The sequence below is a fragment of the Paenibacillus donghaensis genome, from assembly GCF_002192415.1.
GTDB classification, from domain to species: Bacteria; Bacillota; Bacilli; order Paenibacillales; family Paenibacillaceae; genus Paenibacillus_AQ; species Paenibacillus_AQ donghaensis.
This window is the reverse complement of the sequence record NZ_CP021780.1, coordinates 4,505,649-4,518,897: the sequence shown is the minus strand read 5'-3', so window position 1 is coordinate 4,518,897 and position 13,249 is coordinate 4,505,649. Positions and strand designations below refer to the sequence as shown.

General features: G+C 42.7%; 10 protein-coding genes and 2 pseudogenes. 9 read left to right on the top strand and 3 right to left on the bottom strand.

The features are described from left to right. Positions 1-15: 15 nt before the first annotated feature. From B9T62_RS40770 to B9T62_RS42015, 3 genes and pseudogenes are all read left to right on the top strand, one after another. Positions 16-483 (top strand): helix-turn-helix transcriptional regulator, encoded by a 468-nt coding sequence (locus tag B9T62_RS40770; protein ID WP_245863945.1) that lies wholly within the window; start codon positions 16-18, stop codon positions 481-483. 18 nt (positions 484-501) lie between these two features. Continuing rightward, positions 502-618, top strand: a pseudogene (locus tag B9T62_RS42020) (WYL domain-containing protein); the annotation flags it as partial. Positions 619-690: 72 nt separating this feature from the next. Beyond that, a complete protein-coding gene (locus tag B9T62_RS42015) occupies positions 691-957 on the top strand; it encodes a WCX domain-containing protein (RefSeq protein WP_483869958.1) in 267 nt (88 codons plus the stop codon). Between the two features lie 115 nt (positions 958-1,072). Here the strand turns inward: B9T62_RS42015 and B9T62_RS20785 are convergent, their stop codons facing one another. Then, positions 1,073-1,465: a RidA family protein gene (locus tag B9T62_RS20785; RefSeq protein WP_087917046.1), complete on the bottom strand. Its 393-nt coding sequence runs from the start codon at positions 1,463-1,465 to the stop codon at positions 1,073-1,075. Positions 1,466-1,571: 106 nt separating this feature from the next. On the opposite strand from B9T62_RS20785, the gene B9T62_RS20780 reads away from it, so the two are divergent. From B9T62_RS20780 to B9T62_RS20770, 3 genes are all read left to right on the top strand, one after another. Next, a complete protein-coding gene (locus tag B9T62_RS20780) occupies positions 1,572-1,913 on the top strand; it encodes a winged helix-turn-helix transcriptional regulator (RefSeq protein WP_087917045.1) in 342 nt (113 codons plus the stop codon). A 378-nt stretch (positions 1,914-2,291) separates the two neighbouring features. Further along, positions 2,292-2,540, top strand: a complete 249-nt coding sequence (locus tag B9T62_RS20775) for a hypothetical protein (RefSeq protein WP_169834418.1) — start codon at positions 2,292-2,294, stop codon at positions 2,538-2,540. Between the two features lie 66 nt (positions 2,541-2,606). Beyond that, positions 2,607-3,110 carry a hypothetical protein gene (locus B9T62_RS20770; RefSeq protein WP_087917043.1) on the top strand — a complete coding sequence of 168 codons (504 nt, stop codon included), beginning with the start codon at positions 2,607-2,609 and terminating at the stop codon, positions 3,108-3,110. A gap of 85 nt (positions 3,111-3,195) precedes the next feature. Here B9T62_RS20770 and B9T62_RS41840 read toward each other — a convergent pair. Then, positions 3,196-3,489, bottom strand: a pseudogene (locus B9T62_RS41840) (transposase); the annotation flags it as partial. Between the two features lie 98 nt (positions 3,490-3,587). Next, complete coding sequence (locus tag B9T62_RS20760; RefSeq protein WP_087917042.1) at positions 3,588-4,766, bottom strand: carbohydrate binding domain-containing protein; 1,179 nt, start codon at positions 4,764-4,766, stop codon at positions 3,588-3,590. A gap of 589 nt (positions 4,767-5,355) precedes the next feature. Here B9T62_RS20760 and B9T62_RS20750 point away from each other — a divergent pair. From B9T62_RS20750 to B9T62_RS20740, 3 genes are all read left to right on the top strand, one after another. After that, positions 5,356-5,784: a hypothetical protein gene (locus B9T62_RS20750; protein ID WP_157793945.1), complete on the top strand. Its 429-nt coding sequence runs from the start codon at positions 5,356-5,358 to the stop codon at positions 5,782-5,784. A 38-nt stretch (positions 5,785-5,822) separates the two neighbouring features. After that, the gene (locus B9T62_RS20745; protein WP_245863941.1) at positions 5,823-7,235 is read left to right on the top strand and encodes a GBS Bsp-like repeat-containing protein; all 1,413 of its coding nucleotides are present in this window, start codon (positions 5,823-5,825) and stop codon (positions 7,233-7,235) included. 71 nt (positions 7,236-7,306) lie between these two features. Further along, positions 7,307-13,237 (top strand): polymorphic toxin-type HINT domain-containing protein, encoded by a 5,931-nt coding sequence (locus B9T62_RS20740; RefSeq protein ID WP_169834417.1) that lies wholly within the window; start codon positions 7,307-7,309, stop codon positions 13,235-13,237. The last annotated feature ends 12 nt before the right edge of the window (positions 13,238-13,249 follow it).

Below are 13,249 nucleotides of genomic sequence, written 5' to 3'. Positions count from 1 at the left end.
AAGGGGGGGGATAAGATGAAGATTGACCGACTTCTCTCGATTGTTATGGTACTGCTGGAACGTAAAACGATGAGCGCCAAAGCGTTGGCTGAGATGTTTGAGGTTTCACTGCGTACCATTTACCGGGATATGGATTCGATTAGTCAGGCAGGAATCCCATTGGTATCTTCTCCGGGCATAAATGGCGGATTCCAGATCATGCAGGAATATAAGCTGGACAAAAAACTGTTTACCACGGATGACATGACTGCCATTCTGATGGGACTGGGAAGCCTGACTTCAATGCTGGGCAAGGAGGAGTGGGTACACACCCGGGCAAAAGTGACCAGTCTTCTTCCCAACGAGCAAGTACGTGAAATTGAATTGAGATCCAGTCAGATCACCATTGATTTAAAGCCTTGGATGGGCAATCACAAGGTGACAACTGCACTCCCTCTGCTGAAGAAGGCCTTGCAGGAACGGGTGTTGCTCTCTTTCATGTAATCTGACCGAAAAGGCCGGCTAACGGAGCGAAAGATCGAGCCCTATAGGTTGGTGTTGAAGGATAATTACTGGTACCTTCACGCCTTCTGCCTGGAGCGCTGCGATTTCCGTCTGTTTAAGCTGGCCCGCATATCTGAACTGGAGATTCTGGAGGAGCATTTTGTGCAAAGGGAGCTGCCCGTAGCGCTATCCGATTTCACAGACCGCATGGCAGCCAAGCAAAAAGAGATTACATTGCTCATGGACGAATCCATTCTTGATAGGGTGCAGGATCATTGTGGAACCCAGAACATCCAGCCTTACGGAGATCAGCAGTTTATCGCCCAGTTCCCCTTTATTGCCGATGACTTCGGCTACAATCTGCTGCTCGGCTTCGGTGACAAGTGCGAATGTCTCGCCCCGCAAGAGGTGAGACATGAACTAATACACAGAATTCAAAGTCTGATGAAGGTGTACCAACCAACGATTACATAGATTACTACTGCTGAATCTGTTACGGACTCATGGCCGGGCAGTAAGAACGAGAAGCTGTTGGTGTTATCAGCTTGGAGCCCCAGCAGCCCTGAAATGCCGGACTTCTTCGACCGAGTTAGTCGGTGTGTGCGACCGCGCTAATTTCAACCAGTTGCTCAGGGGACGCCAGGTATGTTACGCCGATGAGACTTCCGGCCGGCCGGTGTTGTCCCATGTATTCCTTGAACAGCCGAATGCATGGCTCGGAATGCTCTTGCGCATGTGTCAGATAGATCTCCACATAAGCGAGGTTCGACCTCGCAACACCAAATCCCGCCAGCACGCGATCAAGATTCTCAAGTGTCTGCCGGGTCTGTGCCTCGATATCGCCCTCTCCAACGAACGCGCCCTCCATATCGTGGGAGAATTGTCCTGAAATGTAGATGGTGCCGTTGACGCTGTAACCTTGGGTGACGCCGTTACCTTCTTCCCATGCCACACCGTGATTATAGGTTTTGATATTCGTCATTTTTTTTCTCTCCTTTACTTCAAAGTAAGGCTAGTATAGAATGAACGCAAACAAAAATATAGTACGCACTTTTTTGATAGGTACTATCAGAAAGGATAGTATAAATATGAGTATGGCTGAATACAAAGGTAAAGTTAAAAATATTCAAGACACACCTTTTGGTTATACATTGTCAGTCATCGGTGGTAAATGGAAGATGGTTATTATTTACCTCCTAGCAGAAAATCAACCGGTTCGCTTCAATGATCTGAAAAGACAGATAGGAGCTATTACTTATAAAACCTTGAGTTCACAACTTAAAGAATTGGAAGCGGATGGTATGGTGATGCGCAAAGAGTATCCTCAGGTTCCCCCTAAAGTCGAGTATAGTCTCACAGATAAAGCGGAAACACTATTACCCGTTCTGGAAGAGTTATGTGAGTGGGGAGCAAAAAACCAAAATAATTAAATCCCGTTGATGATAGGGTTTGAATTCTTAAAAACTTTGATAGTGGATACCCAATGTTATAATGTTACGTCGAACAGGTTGATTATGGTCAGAACCCACCATGATTGGCCTGTTTTTTTGTTATCTTCTGATAGAGGTAATTCTCCCGACAAAAGCGAGTATTCGATAGTTGGATACACGCTTTTTTTTATTTGGATAGTTAGTCTCATTTCAGATTCAGCACTAGTCTTCAGAACTTGTAATATACTATTATTATGAAGTCGAGCTTACATCATAGATTAGTTAAATGCCTTCACACAGGTGCATAGGTACCAGAGCGTATATATAAAGGAACTGCTAAATTCAGGAGGAATAATCTATGAAGAAGATGGTTATTTTGTGATGCGGGATATCGAGGTAATCGCCAATCAGCCATTATGGGATCATTTTATTGAAACCGCAGCACAAGGCAATAACGCAGGGGTTCGAATAGCCAGGTTTGATACGGATGAGGCCAAGAGTCCTTTTTTTAGTGATTTGTTTTTCAATGACGGACATTACTATCTATTTGATAACAGTGCCGACAACCAAAGAGAAGAAGCATTTTCGTATCTGTTAACATTAAAAGGGAAATCCAACAAATCTTAGTCCGCCGGACGCCCCGATTATCAGACAGTATATAGGAAAAGAATGATTGTGGAGGAGTGGAGAATTTTGATCTATTTATTGGATCAGAACAATGGGCAAGCGTGGTATTTTGAAGTGGATGAAGAGGGGACGGCCTTTAGACAGATGCTGCTGGAGGATGGCAAGGAGAGCAAGATATCTAATCAAAAGAAGTTTGAGTTCTTTCTGTCAGATCAGGACCTGGATATCAATGATCCGAACTTCATAAGAATCTTGCGAGAAGAATTTGAGCAACTCTGGCAGACCCTTAATCAAGATCAGCAGCCGCTGTGGCAAAAGATCAAACAAACCCTGCCGACTGGAACGATAGTTAATGGGTACATCGAAGTTTTTTATCCACAAGGTGTGATCGTAAATATCCCTGCATACAGTGCCTTGGGTTTGGCTGATTATGAAGAATGTGCCGCTAACTCCAAACAGAAAAATATGCATAAGGACTTGCAAGTTCAAGCAGAAATCATAGGCTATGATGATGTGAATTTGTGGGTATTATTAGGTCACCCGAAGGTTTCGGATGAGAGGTGGAATTGAAATTATATTTTCTCAGTCGAGTATTTTTCATAATTAATTTTTTGAGAGAACAAGGCGTAAATGGAATTTACGGAAGGTTAAAATTTTAAGCGGCGGTTGCGACTCGTTGTCTCGATACGGCTATCGCAGAAGCAAGCAGCGCAAATCGCATTAAAATAATGGTAAGTCTGAATTTGAATGCCCCAAACATGCAGTTGGTCTGCGGTTAAATAGTTCTTCATTCAAGAGTTGCAGCGTTCTACACTGGTTCGCTTGTTGTAGAGTTCCTTCCAGCCTCGACTTTCTCGGTGCGGCATCGCATAACGGCGGAGGTCTTGCTGAGTGTTGACCTTGACCACCATTCCATAAATGGAGTAGAACAAGCCGCCATACCCAAGGGCAATCGACAGGGGAATCTAATAAGAGAGAAACTATGTTAATAAGTAATGGCCAAGAAGGAATACCCTTTTGGCCTCTTTCTTATTGAATTTGGAAATTTCAATTTCTATTTATTGAGAAATCATCTAGATATACTTTGCCTGATGCTTTATCTGCTGAGGCATGAAGATGAAGATGGATGCGAACTGTAGCCGCGTTACTGGGTGGAGCAAAGTTTCCATTAAAAGTTACCCAATCCGCAGTATTTTGAGTGAATTCATTAGGAGTAATACCGCCAATCATTTGTCCATTAGAATCATAGTAGAAGAGAATCACCGAAAACTTTGATCGACTCATGCCTTCTAGCTTTACTTTACCTTTCAAATTGTAAGGATTGCCTCCAGAAACCAAAAACTCCTGCCAAATATTCATCGCATTTCCCGATTTAGGAATGGAGGATGCTGAGATCATTTGCGCCTGTTTCCCCTCCGATACTACCGCTGTGGTTAGATCGTATTTTCCAATGATGCCTTGATCAATATGTACTGACCATCCATCTGCCGTACCAGCGTTGCTAAACCCATCTTCAAATTGGGAGTTAAACAGCAGGTTAGTCACTTCTCCCTTGCGTGCTGATAGGCCGTCGATATAGACCGTGCCAGTTCCATTAGCAGCTATGGCATGAAGATGAAGATGGAGTCGAACTGTAGCCGCGTTACTGGGTGGAGCAAAGTTTCCATTAATGGTTACCCAATCCGCAGTATTTTGAGTGAATTCATTAGGAGTAATACCGCCAATCATTTGTCCATTAGAATCATAGTAGAAGAGAATCACCGAAAACTTTGATCGACTCATGCCTTCTAGCTTTACTTTACCTTTCAAATTGTAAGGATTGCCTCCGGAAACTGAAAACTCCTGCCAAATATTCATCGCATTTCCCAATTTAGGAATGGAGGATGCTGAGATCATTTGCGCCTGTTTCCCCTCCGATACTACCGCTGTGGTTAGATCGTATTTTCCAATGATGCCTTGATCAATATGTACTGACCATCCATCTGCTACGCCTTCTATGTTTTGATCGATTTCAAAACTGGAATTGCTGATTAGATTGTTATTTAATTTGGTTTTTATCCTATTTCCATTCAAATCGTAACTATATTTCACAGTTCCGTATGTTGTTGTTAACTCAATTAATTGATTTTTACTGTCATACAGATATTTTTCTGCACTTGCTTCAGAGATAACAAAGATAATGCTTAAGAATGCAAATAGACTCATACATAATGCTCTTTTATTCATATTAGTCTCCTTTAGACGTGGATTTTCTTTTCAATAGTCTATCTATTGTAAAACTATAAAACAATCCATTCTTGTAATCATCCTATAAAATTAAAAAAGAAAAGATATAAAATACTTAATATTGACATATATCATATGTTTCGCTTCTGAAGGCCATATCGTATGATTGTAAAAGTTGGGAATTCACTAGGAGGAATTATGAACAGAAATAGCTCGAATAAAATAAGTTACCTTTTTTTCTTTACGTTAGTTGTTTCATGGCATTCTTGAGTAATTCAGCTTTTGCAGCTGGAAAAGAAGCAAGCATTATTACTCATACGATCCCTTCAACAATGAAAACCGGAGTAACATATCCAGTTTCTGTATTTCAACATGACTGCTCCATCCGTAGCTGGATCTTATGTTTCGGAGTGGAGATGCTTCAAGAGAATGTCGTATGGTTTGGAGAAGCAGTGAATATGGAAATCAAAGTTCTGAATACCCTCCCCGCCCATCAAGCGACCGTAATCTCAGAGAACATTCCAGAGACAATGGCAAAGGGGCACTTTTATCCAGTGACTATAAATGTACGAAACGATGGGGGCGACACATGGTCAGCAGCCAATGGTCATATGAGGTAAGTGCTTTTATGAAATATACATTACCAGTCGGACATGCAGAAATGATAATCATTGAAGCCGATGACAAAGGTAATATCATTAATCAGAGCAGCAGAAGTGTCAATAACGGTGCATGGAAATGGCACTTCCATTCTATTTTGATAGAACCTAATTGGAAGACCAAGTTTATACAGATTAGATTTGCTGTTGGAGGTGAAGAAAAAGCTTATCTGGATATAGACCGTGTGGAAGTTCAATATGTGAAGAATAAGGATAACTGGAAAGAAGACATTCAAGGTAATTCTCGTTATTATTATGGTCCTAATAATGAGCTGAAATATATACTATTAACCGATGGGAAGATTGTTTCGCTAGAGTACAACAACAATGGTGCTTTGGTAAAAAAGAGATTAATTTGAACCATAATAACTAATTCTGTGAAAAGGAGTCATATTTAGTGCGAAAAATAAGAGTAACTGTTGTAACACTATTTTCACTGTTCTTGTATATCGCAATCGGTCATAGTACACATGCGCTGGCGGAAGGAAGCACAGACTCAAGATATATCTTAAAGGATGTAGGGGATCATTCCCAACGGCAGAACATTTACATTTATAACCGGGGGAGATTAGAGACTGAAATTCTAAAAGATAACTCGATGGTGAACTATAGCTATGACAGGAATGGAAACCTGCTCAAACGAGTCAAGTCTACCTCTTCAGAACCCTACGTTTTTAGTAGTTCCGCACAGTCGTATGATATCTATCTTAAAGGAGTCTCCAAGGGGATACAGCAGGTACATTTCCCTACATGGACTCAACAGGGTGATCAAGATGATGTGGAATGGATCTTAGGAGAAAAGATTTCCGAAGGGGTGTGGAAAGCAACCGTCGTCCTATCGAAGCATGGCTATGAAAAGGGAGTATATATCACTCATATGTATGCCGACGGAAAAATGATAGCTAACGCCAATGCGGAAGTAAAAGATACGATGAAAATTACGTCTCCAAGAGAAGTGTCCATGGCAGATGGACCCTATGAAGTGAAGATAGAAGGAGTAGGCAGCACAGTCAGTGAAGTTAGCTTTCCAACCTGGTCTTTGAAGAATGGCCAAGATGATCTGGAGAATCCATGGATCCAAGGTGAGAGGATAACGGACAACACCTGGAGAATTCTAATCCCGTTCAATAAACATAACTACGATACGGGAGTATATGCGACACATATCTATGCAACAGACAAGTATGGGAACTCCTCAGTACTTGGGGGAACAAACGTCAATGTAAAAGGCGAAGCAGGAGGATCGAAAGAAATAGATCTCGCTGGAGTATCCTACGATGTTTTTATTTATGGGATAGATCCTAAAATTCAGAGTGTACATTTCCCTACGTGGACAGCTAACAAGGGACAGGATGATCTGGAATGGATACAGGGTGTCAAAATTGGAGAAGGTGCCTGGAAAGGTACCGTAGTGTACTCCAAGCATAATTCAGAGACTGGCAGATATATCACTCATATCTACTCTAATAACACCAATTTTCTTGGAGCTTGGGAGTACGATGTTACCCATTCAACTCTTGTAAAGGCGCCTACCACTGCAAAGGTCAGCAGCGGATATTATGACATATCTATTGAAGGAGTACCTTCGAATGTAACGTTAGTGGAGTTCCCGGCGTGGACATTAAATAATGGACAAGATGACATAGAGTGGATTCGAGGAGAACGTGTAAGCTCTAACAAATGGCAAGCGAGGATTTCGTTCAACAAGCACAACAATGAATCTGGGGTTTATGCCACTCATATCTATGCTCATGATGCATATGGGAACAGTCTTGGTATCGGTGGCGCTAATGTGAATGTTGGGAATTAGGACCCGTGCGTCCTTCTACTTATGGAGTGTATAACCAGTCAACCAGCTAATAATTAATAGGAGAGATGAATTTGAAATCCAATACATTAAGATTCAAGTTACTTATTATTTTCTTGTGCCTTGCCATTGTCCTACCCAATCTATCAACAGATTACTCACTTCCAACCGTACAAGCACAAGAGAGTGGACAGCCATCGAATTCATTAACATCACTTTTTGAGGAACCTAAAGAACCTTCAGCTTCCTCTTCTTACCCTGCACCGGATGTGAATTACGAGCCCCAGATTACTCATGAATATTTATTTGATGAAGATTTGAACCGAAATAATCTCAGCAGAGCATTAAATCAAAAGATATTGGAAGTGCCGGAAGTCACATGGGAAACCAAGGTTGAAGTTATCAAACAAAAATATGCAAAGTCTCAAGCAAGAGCACGAGGACTCATGTCTACATCTGCCAAGCTTGAACCTATTGCGCTATCTACAGAAGATATTAAGAAACTAATGGAGCTCGGAGCCAACATCGAAGATATATATGAATTGGCTTATTTAAGCAGCGAACAACAGATGGAACCCTTCGAGCTATACCAGAAAAAAGTAGAATACAAGAGTTCATGGGATTTGTTTAGACAATCTTTACCTACTTCGGATCTTGCTAGGGTAACGGAATCCGTTTATAGCACAGATCTGGCCCCTCTGTCTATCCAAGAACTAAGTGTAGCCGACAGCGTGTATTCCGTAACTCAAACAGTCTATGATCAACTTCTGGGAAAAAGATTTAAAGGTACGATCCTCACTTCACTAGACTATAATATCAGTAGTGTGTTTAACGATTTTCAGATGGAAGTGATTAATCAGACCGCTAAGCCACAGTTCTCAGATCGGTCATTATCCAGCGAGACGGTAGATCCCTCTTCAGGATCGCTTACTTGGAAAGATACCCAGATCAGTCTGCCGGGCAGAGATGGACTGGATCTCAACATCGGAGTGATGTTTAATGGAAACCAGGCCCAGCTCATCGACCCGCAGGTTGGGGCGTATAATTTCAACAATAGAAGATATGATCTGGGTACAGGGTGGAGTTTCCGCTTCCCATCGGTAGAGAGAGATAATTACGGAAATATCTCGTATCATGATGGTCAAGGTGCAATCTATAATGTTACGACTTCTTCAGAGAATGAATTGGAGAACTATACCCATCTTAAAGGCTATAAAGGCAAAGATATGCGTTTTGTCTTCGATGCTGCCCAAACCTTTAACAGCGGCCAGTACGGGTCCGATTATTATCTGGAATATGCAGATGGGAAAAGAGAATATTTTGGCGGATATGACAATGTCCTGCTGGGCATCAAAGACCGTTTTGGTAACGTAATCACCTTCAAATACGAAGGTAAACCTTCAGATCATGGAGCTCAGCTCTTGTTGTCCGAAATTAATGACAGTTTGGGACGAAAGGTACTTTTCCAATATGATTACATCAAGAACGCCAGATTGGAGCCGAATCAGGAAACGCCCGAAGAACGGATTACGGTGTCCGTTCTGAAAGCTTCGGGTGAACAAAGCGAGCAGGTCACCTATACCCGAAAGCGAGTGACCTACGAACTGCATAGAGTCTATCCCGGAGGCTACTATGACCGCGCGTGCCCGGGAATCGCAGTCCCTGTATTAACGTCGATTACCCGCCAAAACGGAGAAAAGACGCAATTTTCACACATTGTGGGTAATTTCTTTTATAACACGCAACTGAAGGATTTTAAACCTTGGGATTCCTATACGGAGAACACCGCGTACATTAAATTATGGGAGGTGAAGTACCCTCACTCTCTGACCAAATATAACTATGAATATGGAAAGCGGAATTATGGTTATTACGGGGCCATGGTCACTGAATATGTAAGCTCACGCTATGACCAAATGATAAAATCAGGTGCGTTTACCGGTGAATACAATAAGGTGGAGTATAGCAGAAATGGAAGTTATGATGCTTACCCTACATATTATGAACAAGATAAGTATCCGGCTGAATTCACGTATTCCACGGCTGCCAGTCAAAAGGCGTCAAGTGGAAATATAGATACCAAGTACACCTTTAATGGGAAGGGACAACTGCTCTCTACAGAGCAAATGGCCCAAAATGGCGAGAAGACAGTGATACGAAATTCGGCGTTTCACCCTCTGTTCTCCCAATCGCCAACCCTAAGTGAAAGTCTGGACTTTGGAGCTGGAGATAATGACAGCACAGCCAATAAGCTCTACTCTGACTTTACCTACGATGAGTGGGGGAACATCGCCAGCGCTACCCAGCCGCTAACCGAGAGTCAGCGAAACAACCCGGGACTCAAACAGAAATATACGACAAGCTATAGTTATGAGCCCAACTTCAGGTTTATATCCGGTAAATCGTGGTATCAGAATGAGAACGATGCAGCACCAAGCTCAGAAAGCTATACGTATACTGCTCAAGGCCGGGTTAATAGCTTTACTAACCCGCTGGGTGAGGTCAGCAGCTACACTTATGAGAATGCCCCAGATGGTTCAGGTAAACTCCACCGAATCACCGAAACCAAAACGTCTGCAGGACAGTTGGTTGCTAAAACGGTTACTGTTCTTGGTGCTGAAACAGGATATGCGTATCCTACGGAGCAGCAGCAATACTTCAATGTGAATCAACCGAACGAGCAAGCTGTAAGAAAGACTATCCGTTATGACATGGCCAGTGGACGGGTGTTGGAAGAAAGAGATGGAAATGATCGCGTCACCTCTTACCAATACGATGCGTTAGGGAGAACCCAGAAAGTTACGTATCCAAACACAACAAATGATCTCGGTGTCATCTATAGCGAAGTCGACGAAATTAATTATTATAATAATACTGGACATCATGAATTCGATGCCGAGAATGCAGGCACATCAACTCTCAAAGTAGATACTGTAAAGACTATTACCCAAGTATCTACAGGGGCAAATATTAAAACCTATCGCAATACACTATATAATGGTTTCGGTTTAGCTTTAATGGAAGAACAGTGGGACGAGTATTCGGGAAAATGGACGCACAGTGAATATCATTATGACAACTATGGCCGGCCGATCTATGCAGCAGATCCGGCTGGAAATATTACTACGGTCGGTTATGATGCTTGGGGCAGACAGAATCGGGCGGTTGACCCCTTTGGAAATATCTATGTCTCAGACAGCAATCTGAAACAACGCCATAGTATTAGTTATCTGATCGATGTTCGAACGAACGAGAAGCTGAATTATGTGGAAGAATATAACGATCAATGGGGAAATCAAACCTCTAAACGAACCTTTAAGACCTGGCCCCAGACTTCAGCGCCGATCGGCGAATCGTATCGGTACGATCTGTTAGGGAATGTCACGGCCTATACGGATCCGAATCAGAACCTGAATAATGAAGGGGTGACGACCAGTTACCGGTATGACCGATTAAACCGTCTGATTTCACTCAAGGATGCGTTAAACCAAACAAGCGCCTATGGGTATGATGGCAACGGTCAAATCATCAGCTCGACTATTCAGGCAGCAGGTGGCAGTCCGCAAACAATAAATACCAAAACCTATAATGAATTAGGATTACAGACCATTAAAAGAGATGCGGCATCTCTAAATGAAACCCAGCACTACAACAACCTGGGATTAGTGCAACAAAAGACGGATCGAATGGGGACGGTTTCGGACTATCGTTATGATGAGCGGAGTCAGCTGAAGAGCGCCAGCTATAAGGGAACTGTTAATGGAGTCGCGCAAACGCAAGAGAAGCGCCTTATCTTTGGTGATGGCGGTCCGCGTTATCAGACTTCGCAGACCTACATGAACGGGGGACAATCGGCAAGTCGTACCTTGTATATCGATAGTTTCGGACGTGCTCGCCAAAAGACGGAGAGAGTAGGGAGTCATAGTTCCATCATTCGGACCGGATATAATATTCTGGGGCAGGTTACCGAAGTAAATGATGACTATCTGGCGTTTAATACACAGTATAAGTACAATAAGCTGCGTCTCGACCAAGTTCAAACCAATGGCAATGGCGTAGTTAATAACAGCGCAGCCGTAAATGTTCAGTATCAGTATACCGGTTCTGGACAAGTGGCAAGCCTCACCTATCCGACTTTGACAGATAGCAGTCTCTTAAAGACCGAATACCAATACAAGAAGGCACTGGGCTGGGTCGAAAGTGTGACCAACTGGAAGGGCAGCACCGTGTTATCCAAGTCGGAATATGAGTATGACAATAACGGGAATATCACCAAATCGATCGAGACGAGAAAGGATCAAGCGACGGAAACGAGCAGTTATACGTATGATGCGTTAAACCGGCTACTCACCGTCACCCGAGCGGATGGCAGCCGAGAAGCGTATACCTATGATTTAAGAGGGAATCGATTAACGCTGGAGAGTAAAACCTCTATAGAGGCAGCTTTTGCAGAAACCACGTATGGGTATGATCTGCTTAATACATTAACGACACTCAGCCAAGGCGGCAAGACGACCCACTTCACGTATTATGCAGATGGGCTGCGGTTCAAAAAAGTGACAGGGAACAGTCAAACCCAATACAACTACAACTTGAACGGAGAAGTCATTACCGAAGAGAAAAATAGCGGGCAGAAAGCCAATTATGTACGAGGCGACCGGGTACTGGTGAAAAAAGACAAAACGGCGGGAAAGGATTATTATTATCTGTACAATGGTCACGGAGATGTGGTACAGATTGTAGATACGAGCGGTAAGCCGGTGAATACGTATTCGTATGATGTATGGGGTAACATTACCAACCAAACCGAAGGGATTTCGAATCCGTTTAAGTATACGGGCGAAATCTATGATGAAGAGACTGGGCTTTACTATCTACGGGCACGGTATTATGATCCGAGTATGGGACGGTTTTTGAATGAGGATACGGTTGAAGGGCAGATTACGAACCCCTTATCGTTAAACCTGTATACTTATGTAGGTAATAATCCGCTCATCTATGTAGACCCAAGTGGGAATGTGTGGAAATGGGTTGGAGACGGTTGGAAGATGGTGAAGTCAGCGGCTGTCGCTGTGGCAAATTTTATGGTCGTTGACGATATTCGGACGATTATCGATCCGAATGCCTCAACGTTCGATAAATCGCTCGCTATTGCAGGTTTCATCCCCGTAGGTAAATTTATTAAGGGCGGTAAAATAGTTGTAAAGCTGATTAGCAAGGAAGGTAAAGTAATTGAGAGAGCAGTTGAAAAAACGGTAAAAAATGAAAAGGCGATCGCTAAAGCGTTAGGGTGTAATTGTTTTACAGCAGGGACGAAGGTGCAAACAGAGGATGGGGAGAAACCTATCGAGGAAATCGAGGTAGGGGACAAGGTTCTCGCAAAGTCTGATGAGACTGGAGATGTGGCATATAAAGAGGTCGTAGGGCTGTTCCAAAAGCAGGCTGATGAAATTTACAATGTCCACATTGGTGATGAAATCATCGAGGCTACGGGTGAGCATCCGTTCTGGTTGGATGGCAAGGGATGGACGTTTGTCAGAGACCTAAAAGGTGGCGACTTGCTTGTTTCGAGTGACGGTTCTAAACTGGCAATAGATAAAATTGAAAAAGAGCCACGCGAAGCAACGGTTTATAACTTTGAAGTTGCGGACTTTAATTCATACTTTGTTTCGAACCTTGGGATTTGGGTGCATAACTGCTTTACAAAAATTAGCTTCCAGACAGATTTATTTAAGCGATATGAGGGTCACGTATTCTCAGCCGACCATATTAAAGACGGTATAATGAAGTTAGGGAGTGACAAAAAATCTATATTCAGTAGTATAACTGGAAAAATCGGATCTGTAGACTCCTCCAAGTTAAAACAAGGTTCAAACCAAATGCACACCAAAATTAATGGATATGATGTAACGTTAAGATTTTACGTTAATGATAATGGTACAATTATTAACGTGAATGCCTTTATGGGAACTGCTGACAGGGTAATTGGAAACCTCGTTAAATAAAATGGAGTGGTT

What these genes read in the sequence shown, in the direction of transcription:
- B9T62_RS40770 (WP_245863945.1), top strand. Translation starts at nt 16, where the DNA reads ATGAAGATTGACCGACTTCTCTCGATTGTTATGGTACTGCTGGAACGT.
- B9T62_RS42015 (WP_483869958.1), top strand. Translation starts at nt 691, where the DNA reads ATGGCAGCCAAGCAAAAAGAGATTACATTGCTCATGGACGAATCCATT.
- B9T62_RS20785 (WP_087917046.1), bottom strand. Translation starts at nt 1,465, where the DNA reads ATGACGAATATCAAAACCTATAATCACGGTGTGGCATGGGAAGAAGGT.
- B9T62_RS20780 (WP_087917045.1), top strand. Translation starts at nt 1,572, where the DNA reads ATGAGTATGGCTGAATACAAAGGTAAAGTTAAAAATATTCAAGACACA.
- B9T62_RS20760 (WP_087917042.1), bottom strand. Translation starts at nt 4,766, where the DNA reads ATGAATAAAAGAGCATTATGTATGAGTCTATTTGCATTCTTAAGCATT.
- B9T62_RS20750 (WP_157793945.1), top strand. Translation starts at nt 5,356, where the DNA reads ATGGTCAGCAGCCAATGGTCATATGAGGTAAGTGCTTTTATGAAATAT.